The organism is Aeromonas bestiarum (assembly GCF_028751155.1).
In the GTDB taxonomy this organism is placed as follows: domain Bacteria; phylum Pseudomonadota; class Gammaproteobacteria; order Enterobacterales; family Aeromonadaceae; genus Aeromonas; species Aeromonas bestiarum.
On sequence record NZ_CP064746.1, the window covers coordinates 3367926 to 3384137 of the forward strand.

At 59.1% G+C, this 16212-nt stretch carries 13 protein-coding genes; 5 read left to right on the top strand and 8 right to left on the bottom strand.

The features are described from left to right. Window positions 1–124: 124 nt before the first annotated feature. On the top strand, window positions 125–1522 hold the full coding sequence (locus tag IU367_RS15540; RefSeq protein ID WP_274452381.1) for an alpha-amylase family protein: 1398 nt from the start codon (window positions 125–127) through the stop codon (window positions 1520–1522). A 157-nt stretch (window positions 1523–1679) separates the two neighbouring features. Then, a complete protein-coding gene (locus IU367_RS15545; protein WP_274454389.1) occupies window positions 1680–2435 on the top strand; it encodes a lytic transglycosylase domain-containing protein in 756 nt (251 codons plus the stop codon). Between the two features lie 123 nt (window positions 2436–2558). Here IU367_RS15545 and aqpZ read toward each other — a convergent pair whose 3' ends face one another. From aqpZ to IU367_RS15560, 3 genes are all read right to left on the bottom strand, one after another. Next, window positions 2559–3245: an aquaporin Z gene (gene aqpZ / locus IU367_RS15550; protein ID WP_274452382.1), complete on the bottom strand. Its 687-nt coding sequence runs from the start codon at window positions 3243–3245 to the stop codon at window positions 2559–2561. A gap of 338 nt (window positions 3246–3583) precedes the next feature. Then, entirely contained in the window at window positions 3584–4105 is a 522-nt protein-coding gene (gene ruvC / locus IU367_RS15555; RefSeq protein WP_043134627.1) for a crossover junction endodeoxyribonuclease RuvC, read from the bottom strand. A 271-nt stretch (window positions 4106–4376) separates the two neighbouring features. Further along, on the bottom strand, window positions 4377–5300 hold the full coding sequence (locus tag IU367_RS15560) for a Gfo/Idh/MocA family protein (RefSeq protein WP_274452383.1): 924 nt from the start codon (window positions 5298–5300) through the stop codon (window positions 4377–4379). A gap of 281 nt (window positions 5301–5581) precedes the next feature. On the opposite strand from IU367_RS15560, the gene IU367_RS15565 reads away from it, so the two are divergent. Beyond that, the gene (locus IU367_RS15565) at window positions 5582–6085 is read left to right on the top strand and encodes a DinB family protein (RefSeq protein ID WP_274452384.1); all 504 of its coding nucleotides are present in this window, start codon (window positions 5582–5584) and stop codon (window positions 6083–6085) included. A 35-nt stretch (window positions 6086–6120) separates the two neighbouring features. Here the strand turns inward: IU367_RS15565 and IU367_RS15570 are convergent, their stop codons facing one another. Next, window positions 6121–6348, bottom strand: a complete 228-nt coding sequence (locus tag IU367_RS15570) for a hypothetical protein (protein ID WP_274452385.1) — start codon at window positions 6346–6348, stop codon at window positions 6121–6123. A 489-nt stretch (window positions 6349–6837) separates the two neighbouring features. Here IU367_RS15570 and IU367_RS15575 point away from each other — a divergent pair, with 489 nt between their 5' ends. Beyond that, window positions 6838–7983, top strand: coding sequence for an AAA family ATPase (locus IU367_RS15575; RefSeq protein WP_274452386.1), 1146 nt, complete (start codon window positions 6838–6840; stop codon window positions 7981–7983). Continuing rightward, entirely contained in the window at window positions 7983–8684 is a 702-nt protein-coding gene (locus IU367_RS15580) for a hypothetical protein (protein ID WP_274452387.1), read from the top strand. Before IU367_RS15575 ends, IU367_RS15580 begins: the two co-directional genes overlap by 1 nt. A 197-nt stretch (window positions 8685–8881) precedes the next feature. Here the strand turns inward: IU367_RS15580 and IU367_RS15585 are convergent, their stop codons facing one another. The 4 genes from IU367_RS15585 to IU367_RS15600 all read right to left on the bottom strand — a co-directional run bounded on the left by IU367_RS15585 (window position 8882) and on the right by IU367_RS15600 (window position 16078). After that, complete coding sequence (locus tag IU367_RS15585; RefSeq protein ID WP_274452388.1) at window positions 8882–11308, bottom strand: YgiQ family radical SAM protein; 2427 nt, start codon at window positions 11306–11308, stop codon at window positions 8882–8884. 138 nt (window positions 11309–11446) lie between these two features. Next, a complete protein-coding gene (locus IU367_RS15590) occupies window positions 11447–11815 on the bottom strand; it encodes a hypothetical protein (RefSeq protein WP_043134620.1) in 369 nt (122 codons plus the stop codon). Window positions 11816–11909: 94 nt separating this feature from the next. Next, window positions 11910–15029 carry an efflux RND transporter permease subunit gene (locus IU367_RS15595; protein WP_274452389.1) on the bottom strand — a complete coding sequence of 1040 codons (3120 nt, stop codon included), beginning with the start codon at window positions 15027–15029 and terminating at the stop codon, window positions 11910–11912. Beyond that, window positions 15029–16078, bottom strand: a complete 1050-nt coding sequence (locus tag IU367_RS15600) for an efflux RND transporter periplasmic adaptor subunit (protein ID WP_043134617.1) — start codon at window positions 16076–16078, stop codon at window positions 15029–15031. Before IU367_RS15600 ends, IU367_RS15595 begins: the two co-directional genes overlap by 1 nt. Window positions 16079–16212: the final 134 nt, after the last annotated feature.

Here is a 16212-nt window from a genome sequence, read left to right on the forward strand (position 1 = left end):
GTCACAGATCCGCATACTCCCCTTTGAAAATGCTCACAAAACAGTCAAAAGGAGATTGCCGGCCCGGCGGGCCGATGTGAGGCTCTGGGTGCCCACATGGGCACCCAAACAAGGACTGACAATAATGAAAAAAACAGCGGGAATCTGGGTGATCGCAGGCATGCTGATCGCCCCTCTGGCGCAAGCCGACGTCATACTGCACGCCTTCAACTGGAAATACAGTGAAGTCACCGCCAAGGCCGATCTCATCAAGGCCGCCGGCTACAAGCAGGTGCTCATCTCGCCGCCCCTCAAGTCATCGGGCAACGAGTGGTGGGCACGCTATCAACCGCAGGATCTGCGCCTCATCGACACCCCCCTTGGCAACAAGCAGGATCTCGAGCAGCTGATCGCCGCCATGCAGGCGCGAGGCATAGCCGTCTATGCGGACGTGGTACTCAACCACATGGCCAACGAGAGCTGGAAGCGCAGCGATCTCAACTACCCCGGCAGCGAACTGCTCGGCCAGTATGCGGCCAACCCCGCCTACTTCGAGCGCCAGAAGCTGTTCGGCGATCTGGGCCAGAACTTGCTGGCGGGATCGGATTTTCATCCCGAAGGCTGCATCACCGACTGGAGCGATCCGGGCCACGTCCAGTACTGGCGCCTGTGCGGCGGCGCCGGTGACAAGGGGCTGCCGGATCTCGACCCCAACAACTGGGTGGTGAGCCAGCAACAGGCCTACCTCAAGGCGCTCAAGGGGATGGGGATCAAGGGCTTTCGGGTCGATGCGGTCAAGCACATGAGCGATTACCAGATCAACGCCGTGTTCACCCCCGAGATCAAACAGGGCGTGCAGGTGTTTGGTGAGGTGATCACCACGGGGGGCGCCGGCAGCACGGATTACGAACGCTTCCTCAAACCCTATCTCGACAGCAGCGGTCAGGGGGCCTATGACTTCCCGCTGTTTGCCTCCCTGCGCGGGGCGTTGGGTTATGGCGGCAGCATGAACCTGCTGGCGGATCCGGGTGCCTACGGTCAGGCCCTGCCGGGCAGCCGGGCTGTCACCTTCGCCATCACCCACGACATTCCCACCAACGATGGCTTTCGCTACCAGATCCTGAACCAGACCGACGAGAAGCTGGCCTATGCCTACCTGCTCGGCCGCGATGGCGGCTCGCCCCTGGTCTATTCCGATCACGGCGAGACCCAGGCCAAGGACGGGCTGCGCTGGCAGGATTACTATCAGCGCAGCGACCTCAAGGGGATGATCCGCTTCCACAATACGGTGCAGGGCCAGCCGATGCAGCTCATCGGCAGCGGCGACTGCTTCGTGCTGTTCAAGCGCGGTAAGCTGGGGCTGGTCGGCATCAACAAGTGTGACTACGAGCAGGAGTACTGGCTCGATACCGCCAAGTTCGAGATGAACTGGTATCGCAACTACCGGGACGTGCTCGACAGCAACGTCCTGATCAATGTGCAGAGCCAGTGGGTACGGGTCGCCATCCCCGCCCGCAGTGCCCGGCTCTGGCTGCAGGAATAAGGAAGAGACACCGGACGGGGGCCGCCACTGCGCGGCCCCTCTTTATTTGCCGGTTTATTTCAGGCGCTGCGCTCATCGGCAGCTTGTTCTGCCAGCGCCATGATGCTTTACTCAACAAGGCTAACGAGGCTAAGGGAGCAAGCCGTTGAAAGCATGGATGTTGATGGGATTGATCCCGCTGTTTTCCCCGCCCGGCTGGAGCCAGACTCCCACGCCGGCCGAGGTGGTGATCCTGACCACAGAGGCGCAGGCCCCCCTCTCAGTTCCTCTTGCGGCGCCCAAGCCAATGCCCGCGCCCAGCGCACGGCCCGAACCCACCCGGCTGACCGCCAGCCTGCCGCCCGGCACGCGCCAGATCCAGGTCTACAAATCGGTGCAAAAAAACGGCGTGATCCGCTACTCCGACATGATGCCGGAGCAGGGCCACTACGAGCTGCTGCTGTTCAACGACTGCTACGCCTGCGACCCGGCCTCCAAGGTCAACTGGCGCACCACTGGCCTATTTCTCTACGACTACGCCAGCACGATACAGGCGGCAGCCAAGGCCTATCAGGTGGAGCCCGCGCTCATCCGGGCGCTGATCCACGCCGAATCCGCCTTCAACCCGCTGGCGGTCTCCCGCAAGGGTGCCATGGGGCTGACCCAGCTGATGCCGGCCACGGCGCGCGAGCTGGGGGTCGGCGATGCCCTGATGGCCGAGCAGAATATCTTTGGCGGGGTGAAATACCTGGCGGGGCTGCTCAAGCAGTATGGCGGCAACGTGGCGCTGGCGACCGCGGCCTACAACGCGGGGGCCGGCGCTGTGCAAAAACATGGGGGCATACCCCCTTATGCCGAGACCCGCGCCTATGTGGAGCGGGTGCAGCTGTTGCGCCAGCGCTACAAGGACATGTTGAGCACCAAGGGCCTGTGACCCCTTCCCTCTTTCACCCTGCAACACAACCAACCGGGCCCTTGCGGCCCGTTTTCGTACCCGCCAGAAACGAAAAAACACGCCCGGGGGCGTGTCGATACCACACTTTGTTGCCCTGACGGATCAGGCTTTGGTCGCGATCCCGCGATAGGCCAATGCACCCAGAATGGCACCGACGATCGGAGCAACCCAGAACAGCCACAGCTGGCCGAGGGCCCAGTCACCCACGAACAGGGCAACCCCTGTGCTGCGCGCCGGGTTGACCGAGGTATTGGTCACCGGAATGCTGATGAGGTGAATGAGCGTCAGGCACAGACCGATGGCGATGGGAGCAAAACCGGCCGGGGCCCGGCTGTCGGTGGCGCCCATGATGACGAACAGGAAGAAACCGGTCATCACCACTTCACACACCAGGGCTGCCAGCAGGCTGTAGCCGCCCGGCGAGTGCTCGCCATAGCCGTTGGAGGCAAAACCGGCGCTTAAGTCAAACCCGGCCTGACCGCTGGCGATCACATAGAGCACGACTGCCGCCGCAATCCCGCCCAATACCTGAGCGACTATGTAAGGCAGCACACCGGACGCCGGGAAGCGGCCACCGGCCCAGAGCCCGACGGTCACGGCCGGGTTCAGGTGACAACCTGAAATGTGGCCTATGGCATAGGCCATGGTCAGCACAGTCAGACCGAACGCCAGCGCCACGCCCAGCAGGCCTATTCCCACGTTCGGGAAGGCGGCGGCCAGCACTGCGCTGCCACAACCCCCCAGCACCAGCCAGAAGGTGCCCATAAACTCAGCTGCAAAAGGTTTCACTCTCAACTCTCCCAATGATGGATGGAACATGAGCCTGGGCTCACGAAGTCGCCGTTCTTAAACGGCGCCACATTATGGGAGCGTGACATGACGAGGCGAAGTGAACCTGTCTCGCCAGGAAAGTGTGATCAAGGTCACAAGTAATTGATTCATCAAGAGGATTGTCGTCAGTCCCGAATGGCGTCCCGCCATCTGGTACGACAACTTGTGACTCTGTTGAGGCTTTTAACAACAGGATGGCGCACACTTGAGGACCCAGCCGCAACGGATAAACGAGGAGGGCGCCCGGGCGCCCTCCTCTCACATTGCTCCTCAGACGCAGTCAGCGTCGGCAGGGTTCAGCGATAGCGGCCGCGCACCGAGCTGGTGGCCCGCCCCGCCATCTTGATCAGGCTCTGGCGGGTATGGAAGTGGCAGAGCGCCACCCCGAGCGCATCCGCCGCATCCGCCTGGGGAGTGGCCGACAGCTTGAGCAGATGGGTCACCATGTGCTGCACCTGCTCCTTGGCCGCCCCGCCCGTGCCCACCACAGCCTGCTTGATCTGGGTCGCCGAGTATTCGCTGACCGGCAGCAGGGCATTGACCGCCGCGACTATGGCGCTGCCACGGGCCTGACCCAGCTTCAAGGCCGAATCGGCATTGCGCGCCATAAAGACCCGCTCGATGGCGAACTCGTCCGGCTTGAACTGGGTGATGATCTCGCTCACCCCGTCATACACCTGCTTGAGGCGCGACGGCAGCTCGCCCAAATCGGTGCGGATGCAGCCCGAGCCCAGGTATTCCGCCTTGCCTGCGACTATGCGGATGACGCCATAGCCTGTGATGCGTGAACCTGGGTCTATCCCCAGAATAATGCTCATGGCCGCTCCGCCATGCTGGCCTGGGGGCGGCTCACAGCCTCGTCACCCGTGAGCCGGTGGCCCGGCTCCATTCCCAAAACAATGCTCATGACACTCTGTTGCTCTGAAGGCAGTTCATGGGCGCCAAGATAGCAAACAAGCGTCCGCTTGGCTCGCGCGGCGGCGCCCTCGCCGGCTGACTGCGCAGGGATCCGCCATCTTGTACAGTGGTCTGCCTGTTTCCTCACCCGTGCGGGCCCGCCCAATCAGGCCCACAGGCGCAGGAGAAGGATCAGGTCGCCAGCGCCACCAGCCGCTCGGCCAGTCGATGGCTCTGCAGATAGCTCTCGATGAGGGCTCCATTGGCCTTGCCCAGCTCGATTTGTCGATACCAGTGATCGAGCATAGCCACGAAGCCCCGCTGGGCCAGCACCGGCTGCCAGTCGTCCGGTGCCAGGGTCTGCAGCGTCTTGTCTCGGGCAATAGTGCCCCGGGTGCAGTTCTCAAGGTGCAGAGAGAGGTTGTCGCCATAGGCGTCGATACGCTCCTCCGTGATGCCGGCGCTGCGATTCATGCTGCCGCTCACCGCGACCTGCCCGCTTTGCCAGGCGACGCTCACCCCGGCCAGCAGCTCAGGCTGCCGGGGGCTTCGCCGCAGCACAGCATGGAGATCCCCAGTAGGCGCGCCGCCATAGAAACAGAGGCTGTCGAGCACATGGATAAAGTCGTCGAACAGGAACGGACGCGGCAGCCCCGGCAGGGCGTGTCTGTGCTTTTGCCAGTTGAGCTCGGTAAGCGGCTGATTATCTGCAAGCGGCTGTGCCCGGGCGGCGCTCATGGCGGGCAGATAGCGGCGGTTGAAGCCCACAAACAGCGGACAATCTTGGGAGATAGCGAGATTGGCGAGCGCCTCCACTTCGGCGTAATCAAAGCAGAGCGGCTTGTCCACGAAGGTAGGGATACCCGCTTGCAGGCACTGGCGGGCCAGCTCAAAGTGCACAGCTGTGGCGGCGTGGATCATCACGGCATCCGGGCGGCTCGCGAGCAGCGCCTCCGCCTTGGTAAAGCACTCCTCAATCCGATACTGGCGGGCCAGCTTGCCCAGCACAGCTGGACTCCGGGTACAGAGCAGCGGGGTGACCCGCTCGTCGCTCGCGAGCAGCGGCAGATAAGCCTTCTGGGCGATATCACCAAGACCTACTAGGGCAATGCGCATGGGGACTCCTTGTCACTCGATCACTGGATAAGTGGATAACCGGCTAAGTGCCCGCACCATCTCAGGATTTTCCCCGCAGATCCAGCCTTGCCGCAACCCGGGCTGCCCTACCCCCTCTCAGCCTCCCCCTTCGCAAGGGCGAGGAGCAGACGGAAGTGGCTTTACTCCCCCCTGCCAAGGGGAGGGTCGAAGTGATGCACATCGCCAGTAAAACGGGTTTCGTATTGCACCCATTTTGGCTAACATGCCCCACTTCAAGGAGACATAGGGGCAAGGAACCGATGAGCAACAAGACGCTGCAATCCCTCTTTCACTACAAGCGTTGGGCCGATGACGAGCTGCTGGATGCGATCGCCACGCTGGACGCGCAGCAATATGCCGAAGCCCACCACACCTGCCTTAGGATCTTCAACCATATCCATGTGGTCGATGCCATCTTCAAGGCCAATCTGCTGGGGGAGACCCACGGCTTCAGGGCCACCAATACCCCGGACACGCCGACCCTGGCGGCACTGCGCAGCTCGGTCACGGCACTGGATAACTGGCTGATGGATTACATCGCTACCCTGAGCCCGCAAGAGGGTGAAACCTCGCTTTCATTTCGCTTTGTCGATGGCGACAGGGGGCAGATGAGCCGCGAGGAAATGCTGCTCCATCTGGTGACCCACGGCGGCTATCACAGGGGGGCCATCGGGCGGATTCTGGTGCAGTGCGGCATCACGCCCCCGCGCGATACCCTGACCACCTTCCTGCATCGCAGCGAACCCGGACGCCGCGGTGGCTAAGCGACAAACCAAACAAGGGCGGCCCATGCCGCCCTCTACTCTGGGGATTTGGCCTGCTCTCTGGCATTGAGCCACTTACCGATTCGGGCCCCCAGCTCGGAGCAGATCATGGCGCTGATCATGGCTCCTATCATCCGGGTCATATCGGAGATCTCTGTTGATTCGAGGAGCAGAGGCGCAATCAGATTGAACGCAATAAGCCCGAGCACCAGCCCGATCCCGCTGCCAATCTTCTCTCTTCTGGATCGGACTTTAACTGCCATCTGCTCACTCCTGTCAGGGATATCTGCTGCTGCAATGTATTCAGGGTAGAGTCCGCTATGCCTCTCCTACCCTTTAGTCAGCCGCCAAGATAGCAAAGCCACCTCAAACTGGCTGCTTTGATTGCATATGGTGATGCGCTTTGATGACGGAGTTCAAAAAACAATAACTTTCTGATGGCTGTATCAGTTCTGATGCTCGCCTAAGCAGCTTCGTTTGGCTTACGATGACCATCAGAACCTGTTGAGCCGCGATACGATGTGTTGCTGCCCACGCTGGTCAATGAAGCAAATTGGAAGCTGCAATCCACGGGCGGTAGCGTGTGATTTGGTGGTGTTACGCCTCACACCGAAAGTTGGAGGTCCCATATTTCATGCTTAAGGTCCTGTACATGATACGAATCTAGACAAAGCAAGAAAAGCTTGAGTTGATAGACTGATAGTTTTATTGTCGGAGCCATTTTATACTCCAGATGTATTGTGGGTGGTCATATGAGAATTATTGATTTTTCTTTTACAGATGCATTAAATAAAATTAATATTGAAAAAATTGAATTTGGTAAAACTAATTTATTGGTTGGTGTTTCCGGCGCAGGAAAAACAACTATTATGAATGCTTTTGGTACAATGAAATCCATAGCTTCTGGGAAATCCTCTCCTGGTGATAAATGGACTGTTCGCTTCATCAGCATTGATAAAAAAGACATTTCGTGGTCTGGAGAATTCTCTTCAGAAACAGATTATGATGAAGAAAGCAAATCTGTATTGATTAATGAGGAGATTCTGTTAGATGGAAATATACTTTATAGTAAAAGTAATGGTGTATCCTTCTTAAACGGCACCAAACTACCCGCGATCGATAAGTTTAAAAGTATTATCCATTCATTGAGAGATGATGACTCTCTACGTGATATTTACAACAGCTTGCAAGCTATGACTTTCATTTCATCGAATGGTCGAAGCGTGTTAGATGAAAGAATGATAATATATTTTAATGATGTGACAGAAAAAGCGCTGTCCAAAGCAAACAAAGATAATAAAATATTATCTTTTGACCAAGTCAATGCCTTATTTCCGTCTTTAGATATCAGACATAAGCTATTCTTTTGCCATAAATATGACAAGCAACGATTTGATGATTTATCATTTTTATTCAAAACAATCTTCTCTAACGTTAAAGAAATAAAGCCAACAACGCGTAGAGCCCCATCTCAAAATGGTTCTGCCTCTAATAATAGACGTGGCGTATCAATATCTCTTGTCATGGAAGATGATAGTGTTGTATCTCAAGAGATGATATCTTCTGGAATGTTTAAATCAATGATGATCATGGCCTACATCTATTTAGGTGTTGGGAATAACGTGCTTTTTATTGACGAAATTGAAAATGGACTTGGTGTAAACTGCTTACCAGATATAATCGCTGAACTACAGTCTGCAGATATACAGACAATTATAAGTACTCACCACCCAAGAATCATTAACGAAATAACACCAAAAGACTGGCGTATTGTGACTCGTAACGGAGGACTCATATCAGCAAACAAAGCAACAGAAATCATGGAATCTACTAGTGCCCATGATTCATTTATTAAGCTTATAAATAGCAAGCAATATAGATCTTCTGGGAGCAGATAATGAAGATTTATGTTTTAGTTGAAGGTATTTCAACAGAAATGACCGTTTACCCAAAATGGTTTGAACGCTTACTTCCTATTAAAAATATATATACTACATCCGAGGATTTTGAGCAGTTTAAAAACTCTGATGCCGGTATTTTTTTTGTGAGTGGAAATGGATACCCTTCCATTATAGATCATATCGACGGGGCAATTCAGAATGCAAGCATGTCGAATGTAGACTACTTAATAATAATAATTGATAGTGATGAGGAATCCCCAGTATCTCGTGAGCATTCAGTTCGCCAAGAAATTGACCAGAGAGTTATACCAGACAGATTGCATGTTATCGTGATTGTTCAGAATCGATGCTTTGAAACATTTCTGTTGGCAAACAGAAGAGCCATTCCAAGAGTGCCGAGGGAAAAATTACTCGTCGACTTCAAGAGATATTACGATGTAAATGCAGACGATCCTGAATTAATGGGGAACTACAGCGAGGATTACACTCACTCTCAATTCCACTTTAAATATGCATCCACTGCGTTGAGAGAAAATAGGATAATGTATTCAAAGTCAAATTCAAGTGGGGTTGCAACACAACCTTTTTTGGATGAGATAATAATCAGGGCGCAACAAAGCTCACATGTAAATTCATTTTCAAATCTGCTTAATTGCATAAATCAGATCAGAACCAAAATGAAAGTAGCGGTTATTTAATACTTCCCCCTATGCCTTCCACTCTGAAGGCAAAGGGGGACAAAAAGCCATACATAATACTATTTAAAGCTATTACACATTTCGATTTTATTAAATAATGACATGAACTTATCAATAAACTCTTTATATGAATTAGCTATTCAAAAGGCGACCATCCAGTCGCCCTTTTTATTTCTATCTCTTCCCATCAGGGAATATCAGCGAGCCGGTCGCTTGGCTGCTCCGCCTTTTGCGGCAAGCTTGCCACCTTGGGCTGCCGGTTTGGCTGAGCCAGCGCGGGTCGGGGCTTTACCCTTGTGCACAGGTTTCCCCTGCCCTGCTGGTTTGCCCTGACCTGCCCCTTGAGCGGCGGGTTTACCGTTGCCGCCCGCCCCTTTAGGGGGCTGGGAGCCTACTGGCTTGCCATTGCCCGCCTTGCCGCCCTTGCTGGCAGCTGGGGTGTCGTTGCGAGCCTTGCCTTGCGAGGCGACAGCCACTGCGCCCTTACCGGCAGAGGCACCCTTGCCAGCCCCATTGCCCCGCTGATGAACGATATTGCTGTGGCGGGTCAGGGCCGGTTTCAGCCCCTTGTTGATGCTGCGCGAGGCCACCGCCTCGCCGCGCCCTTCCGGCGGCACCAGGCAGTTGGGGCCGTTGCCGATCAGGTGACCCTTGCCCATTTCCAGCAGGGCTTCGCGGATCATCGGCCAGCCGGCCGGATCGTGGTAGCGCAGCAGCGCCTTGTGCAGGCGACGACGGCGCTCACCCTTGACCACAAACACATCCCCACCCTGGCGGCTCACCTTGTTGAGCGGGTTTTTCTCGGTGTAATACATGGTGGTGGCGTTGGCGAGCGGCGACGGGTAGAAGTTCTGCACCTGATCCAGCTTGAAGCTATTGGTCTTGACCCAGAGCGCCATGTTCACCATGTCTTCATCCGTGGTGCCCGGGTGGGCGGAGATGAAGTAGGGGATCAGGTACTGCTGCTTGCCCGCCTCTTTGGAATACTTGTCGAACAGCTCCTTGAAGCTGTAGTAGCTGCCCATGCCCGGCTTCATCATCTTGGAGAGCGGGCCCTCCTCGGTGTGCTCGGGGGCGATCTTGAGGTAGCCGCCGACGTGGTACTTGGCCAGCTCCTTGATGTAGCGCGGATCTTCCACGGCGATGTCGTAGCGCACCCCGGAGGCGATCAGTATCTTCTTGATGCCCTTCACATCCCGCGCCTTGCGATAGAGGTCTATGGTCGGGGTATGGTCGGTGTCCATGTGCGGGCATATGGTCGGCCAGACACAGGAGGCGCGGCGACAGGTCTGCTCGGCCTTGGGGCTCTTGCAGCGCAGCTTGTACATGTTGGCGGTGGGGCCGCCGAGATCCGAGATGACGCCGGTAAAGCCAGGCACCTTGTCGCGGATCTCTTCGATTTCTTTGATGATCGACTCTTCCGAGCGGCTCTGGATGATGCGCCCCTCGTGCTCCGTGATGGAGCAGAAGGAGCAGCCGCCGAAGCAGCCACGCATGATGTTGACCGAGGTCTTGATCATCTCGTAGGCCGGGATCTTCTCCTTGCCATAGGCCGGGTGCGGCACCCGCTGATACGGCAGGCCGAACACGCCGTCCATCTCGTCGGTTTCCAGCGGGAAGGCGGGCGGGTTGACCCAGACGATGCGATCGCCGTGAGCCTGGGAGAGCGCGCGGGCGCAGCCCGGGTTGGTTTCGTGGTGCAGGATGCGCGACGCATGGGCGTAGAGCACCTTGTCTTCCTTCACCCGCTCGAACGCCGGCAGCTTGACGTAGGTCTTCTCCCAGGGTTTCTGCTTGGGCGGCTGCACCAATACCGGCTTGGCCTCCTGCTCCACCGGCGCCGTGCCTTCATCGTCCGAGCAGGGCGCCCCTTCCATATAGGGGTTCATGATGGGGTCGATGCGGCCGATCTGATCCAGCTTGCTGGAATCCACCCCGCGCCACTCGGGCAGCGGCTCCTTGCGGATCACGGCGGTGCCGCGAATGTCCTGCATGGTCTCCATGGTCTCGCCGTTGGCGATGCGGTGCGCCACCTCGATGAGCGGCCGCTCGGCGTTGCCATAGATGAGGATGTCGGCCTTGGCGTCCAGCAGGATGGAGCGGCGTATGGTCTCGGACCAGTAGTCGTAGTGGGCGATGCGGCGCAGCGACGCCTCTATGCCACCTATGACCACGGGGACCTCCTTGAAGGCCTCCTTGCAGCGCTGGGTGTAGACCAGGGTAGCGCGATCCGGCCGCTTGCCGCCCACATCCCCCGGGGTGTAGGCGTCGTCGTGGCGCAGCTTCTTGTCGGAGGTGTAGCGGTTGATCATGGAGTCCATGTTGCCCGCCGTTACCCCGTAGAAGAGATTCGGTTTGCCCAGGCGCATGAAGTCATCCTTAGATGACCAGTCCGGCTGGGCTATGATGCCGACCCGAAAGCCCTGGGATTCCAGCATGCGGCCTATGACCGCCATGCCGAAACTCGGGTGATCCACGTAGGCGTCACCGGTCACCAGGACTATGTCGCAGCTGTCCCAGCCGAGCTTGTCCATCTCCTTGCGGGACATGGGCAGGAAGGGCGCAGTGCCGTAGCACTCGGCCCAGTAGCGGGGATAGGAGAAAAGGTGGGTAACCGGCTGCATTTTGAACACCTGGAACAATTCGGGTCGCGCATTATACCGGCAGAGCGAAGCGGGGGCGATGGCTTTTTGCCCCCACAGAGCACGAGGAAAAGGCGAGCCAGTGACGGGCTCGCCTCAATAACGCGGGGTTGAACGGGATCAGGCCAGGACGCGGGCCAGCACTATGCGGCTGTAGTGGCGCTGCAGCAGCTGATAACCACCGAGTAGGCACCAGACCAGCGCCGGCGCCAGGAAGATGGGGTGGGTCGCGAGGCGCAGCATCAGCAAGCCCAGCAGGATCAGTGCGAACGGGCGGCTCTCGTAGAGCCACAGCGGCCAGCCCTGCTTTCGCACCACGGGCTTGTCGGGGCGACGGTAGGCACTGCGTCTGAACCAGGCCAGGGATCCGGCCAGATAGAATGCCAGTCCGGCCAACAGCAGGCCCGGATGATCGGCAACCCCCAACAACAGCAAACCGCTGCCCATATAAGCGAAGGGCAGCGGTTCATAGATAGCAGATGGCAACATAGCTCACCTCAGCGTTAAAACTGGCTATATATTAACCGCACGCTGGGGTGATGCCATCTGCTTTCTGCGTCTTTCACCTATATGGGTGTAGGTATCAGGCCGCCGGTTTGTCCTGACTCTTGACCGCCGACTGGGCCGCCAGCGCCTGGTCCACCAGCAGATCCCGCGCCCCCGTCATGCCCGCCCGTTTGGCCAGCAGATGATAGATGGCAGGCACCATCACCAGGGTCACCAGGGTCGCCAAGGAGAGCCCGAAGAAAACCACTGTCCCCACAGCCATCCGGCTCTCATAACCCGCCCCCATGGAGACCATCAGCGGCACGGCGCCGATAATGGCGGTCAACGAGGTCATCAGTATGGGGCGTAGACGGCGCACCGAGCCGGCTATGATGGCCTCGTCGAAGGCCTCGCCACACTGGCGCAGCTGGTTGATGAACTCCACGATCAATATGCCATTCTTGGTCACCATGCCGATCAGCATGATCATGCCGATCTGGCTGTAGATGCTCATCTCCTGCCCCGTCAGCCAGAGGCCGAGCAGACCGCCGAAGATGCCAAGTGGTACCGTCACCATCACCACAGCCGGGGTCAGCATGCTTTCAAACTGGGCCACCAGCACCAGATAGACCACCAGCAGGGCCAGCGCGAACACCATCACCATCTCGCCCTGGTTGTCGCGATAGTCCTTGGACTCGCCGGCATAATCCACCGTCATGCCGCTCGGCAGATTGGCACTGGCCCAGCCGTCGAGGAAGTCCAGCGCCTCGCCCAGGGTGCGATCCGGCGCCAGATCGGCGGTCAGGGTCACCGCCTTCTGCCGCTGGTAGTGGTTGAGCCGCTGCGGGCTCGCCACCTGGGTGACGGTCGCCAGGGTGGAGAGGCTCACCATCTCGCCACTGGCGGCCTTGAGATAGATGCGGCTGAGATCGGACACGCCGTTGAAGTCGCGCTGATTGGCGCGCAGATAGACGTCGTACTCCTCGCCCCTGTCCACATAGGTGGTCTGGCTGACGCCACCGAGCAGGGCCTGCAGCGAGCTGGCCACGGTCGACACCGGAATGCCGAGCTGGCTGGCTCTGTCCCGCTCTATGGTCACCTGCAGTTCGGGGGTCTTCTCGGCGTAGTCGAGATCCGGCGTCACCATCAGGCCGCTCTGGGCCGCCGCCTCTTTCAGGGCCAGCCCCTGCTGATAGAGCTCGGCATAGTCCGAGCCCTGCAGCACGAACTGCACCGCGGCGGTGGAGCCACCGCGAAAGCCCGGCTGGAAGGTGCGGATCATCACGTCGGGAATGCCGGCCAGCCGCCCGCTCAGGGACTGGGCAAACTCGGTGGCGGTTTCATCCCGCTCGGCCCAGTCGGTGAGCTGGATGATCGCCATCCCGGTCTGATCGCCGCCACGGCCGAAGGCCGGGGTGCTGAAGCTCATGGCCTGCACCACCCCCTTGCCCAGCAGCGGCATGATGGCCGCCTCCACCTGCTGCATGTTGCGCTTCATCCGCTCTATGCTGGTGCCCTCGGCCCCTTTCACGAACACATAGAGCACGCCCCGATCCTCGGTCGGGGTCAGACTGGTGGGCAGCTGGCCAAACAGGGCGCCGATGCCGCCGAGGCAAAGCAGCAGCACCAGCGGGGTCCAGGCCGAGCGGCGCAGCACCCAGCCCAGCAGATTGCGATAGTGCTTCTCCACCCAGCCGAGGCCGCGATCGAGCGCCGCCGTCAGCACGTTGGGCTTGTCGACCGAGCGCATCAGCCAGGAGCCCATGGCCGGGGTCAGGGTCAGTGCCACCAGGGAGGAGAAGAGCACAGCCAGGGAGAGCAGGATGGCGAACTCGGTAAAGAGCCGCCCCACCATGCCATCCATGAAGGCGATGGGCACGAACACCATCACCAGCACGGCCGTGGTCGCCACCACGGCAAAACCCACCTCGCGGGTGCCGTGCCAGGCCGCCAGCAGCGGTGGCTCGCCCCGTTGCAGGTGGTGGTGGATGTTCTCCACCACGACTATGGCGTCATCCACCACCAGACCGATGGCGAGGATCAGCGCCAGCAGTGTGATGAGGTTGATGGAAAAACCGAGATACCAGGCCCCGATGAAGGCCGAGATGAGCGACACAGGTACGGTAATGGCCGGGATCAGGGTGGTGCGCCCCTGCCCCAGGAACAGGTAGAGCACGGCCACCACCAGCACGGCGCAAATGGCCAGCGTCTCGTACACCTCGTCGATGGCCTGCTTGATGAAGATGGTGGAGTCGTAGTCAATCTCCAGGGTGGCCCCCTCCGGCAGGAAGCGCTGCATCTCGGCCATCTTCTTCTCTACCCCCTGCGCCACCGCCAGCGGGTTGGCGGTGGACTGGGCCACTATGCCTATCCCCAGGCTCTCGCGGCCGTTGCGCTGGTAGGCGCTGTCTTCGTTCTTGGCGCCCACCTCCACGTCGGCGATATCCGCCAGGTAGATGCTCTGGCCGTTGTCGGCGGTGCGCACCTGCAAGGCCTGAAAATCGGCGGCCGTGTGGTAGAGACGGGCTATCTGCACCGCCATCGTCATGCTGTTGTTGCGAATTTCGCCGCCCGGCAGCTCTATGTTCTCGCGCTTGAGGGCGTCCTGCACATCCGCCACCGTGATGCCACGGGCCGCCATGTCGGCGGGGCGCAGCCGCACGTACATCACCTGGGTCAGATCGCCGGAGAGAGCCACCTCGCTCACCCCGTCCACCAGACTCAGGGGATCGACCAGCACGCGGTTGGCGTAGTCGGTCATGGCGGTACGGTCCATCTGGGTGCTGCTGAAGTTGAGCCAGACCGCCACATCGCCGTTGCCGTTGTCCTTGGTGACCATGGGTTCATCCACGTCATCCGGCAGCCTGGGGCGGGCGCGGGAGATGGCGTCACGCACATCCGAGGTGCCCTCCACCATGTTCCAGCCAAGCTTGAACTCCACAGTGATGACGGAGCGCCCCTTGCGGGTCACAGAGTTGATGTTCTTGATGCCGCTGATGCCGGAGAGCTGATCCTCGATGGGCTTGGTGACCTGGCTCTCCATGACGGCGGGCGCCGCCCCCTCATAGGTGGTGGAGATGGAGACGGACGGGATCTGCACGTCCGGCATCTCCCGCACCGTCAGCTTGCTGAAAGCCACCAGACCGAACACGGTCAGCAGGGCGCTCACTACCACCGCCACCAGCGGGCGTCGGACAGAAATATCGGAGAGCCACATCAGCCTTTTACCTCCGCCAGATCGTGCACGCTGGCACCGTCACGCAGATTGACCAGCCCCTCGACCGCGATGCGATCGCCGACCTTCAGGCCTTCGGTGACCCACACCTCCTCGCCATGGGTATCCCCCAGCACCACGGGCACCCGCGTCACCCGACCGTCCGCCTCCAGGCGATAGACGAAACGTTGCGCGCCGGCATACTCCACCGACTGGGCCGGGATCAGGGTCATCTTCTGGGGTGGCAGGGAGAGCTCGACGTTGAGCAGCATGCCGGGCCGCAGCTGACCATCGGGATTGGGAATGATGACCCGCGCCTTGATGTTCTGGGTATCGTTGGACACCCGACTGTCGAGGGTCTCCAGCACGCCGCTGAACGCTTGGTCCGGCCAGGCCGAGCTGGTCGCCGTCACCGCCATGCCGGGACGCAGCAGGGAGAGATAGCGTTCTGGCACCGCCAGATCGAGCCGCAGCTTGGCCAGCTCATCGAGATGGAGCAGGGTATCGCCACTATTGACCAGGGCCCCTTCACTCAGGTCTATCAGGCTGACGGTGCCGTCAAACGGTGCCTGCAGGGTGCGCAGCGACAGTTCGTACTTGGCCGCATCGGCGCGGGCCTGGGCCTGGGCCACTATGGCCTCCTGCCCTTCCAGCTCTGAGGTGGTGATGGCACCGCGCGCCACCAGCCGGCGCATGTCCCGCAGCTTGCGGGCCTCGTCGCGCACGCTGGCGTTCTGCTCCGCGAGCTCCGCCAGCTGCTTGCCCGTATCCAGGGCGATCAGGGTATCGCCCCGCTTGACCTGCTGGCCGGAGCGCACCGCTATCTTGACGATGCGGCCGGTCACCTCGGGGCTTATCACCACGGAGCGGTTGGCCGCCAGCTTGCTCACCAGCTTGATGGTGGGTTCGGCCAGGCTCTGCTTGACCGTCTGCGCCCTGATATTGACCTGGCGGGGCTGGGGTTTGCTGGCAGGTTCGTTGTTACGGTAATACCAGACACCCGACATCAGCAGGGAGAGACAGGCTATCGACAGCCACATACGCATTTTCATCAAGCAATCCATGAAATTAAGAGAAAAGGGGGGCACTTCATCAATGATGGGTACAATGTTACCCCCTGACTATGCCGTGACTATGTATAAATGTGACAAAACGTAACAGCAGCGGTGGAAGATCACCTAAACCG

Coding starts and splice junctions, on each gene's coding strand:
- IU367_RS15540 (WP_274452381.1), top strand. CDS start 125: ATGAAAAAAACAGCGGGAATCTGGGTGATCGCAGGCATGCTGATCGCC.
- IU367_RS15545 (WP_274454389.1), top strand. CDS start 1,680: ATGTTGATGGGATTGATCCCGCTGTTTTCCCCGCCCGGCTGGAGCCAG.
- ruvC (WP_043134627.1), bottom strand. CDS start 4,105: ATGAGCATTATTCTGGGGATAGACCCAGGTTCACGCATCACAGGCTAT.
- IU367_RS15560 (WP_274452383.1), bottom strand. CDS start 5,300: ATGCGCATTGCCCTAGTAGGTCTTGGTGATATCGCCCAGAAGGCTTAT.
- IU367_RS15565 (WP_274452384.1), top strand. CDS start 5,582: ATGAGCAACAAGACGCTGCAATCCCTCTTTCACTACAAGCGTTGGGCC.
- IU367_RS15570 (WP_274452385.1), bottom strand. CDS start 6,348: ATGGCAGTTAAAGTCCGATCCAGAAGAGAGAAGATTGGCAGCGGGATC.
- IU367_RS15575 (WP_274452386.1), top strand. CDS start 6,838: ATGAGAATTATTGATTTTTCTTTTACAGATGCATTAAATAAAATTAAT.
- IU367_RS15580 (WP_274452387.1), top strand. CDS start 7,983: ATGAAGATTTATGTTTTAGTTGAAGGTATTTCAACAGAAATGACCGTT.
- IU367_RS15585 (WP_274452388.1), bottom strand. CDS start 11,308: ATGCAGCCGGTTACCCACCTTTTCTCCTATCCCCGCTACTGGGCCGAG.
- IU367_RS15590 (WP_043134620.1), bottom strand. CDS start 11,815: ATGTTGCCATCTGCTATCTATGAACCGCTGCCCTTCGCTTATATGGGC.
- IU367_RS15595 (WP_274452389.1), bottom strand. CDS start 15,029: ATGTGGCTCTCCGATATTTCTGTCCGACGCCCGCTGGTGGCGGTGGTA.
- IU367_RS15600 (WP_043134617.1), bottom strand. CDS start 16,078: ATGAAAATGCGTATGTGGCTGTCGATAGCCTGTCTCTCCCTGCTGATG.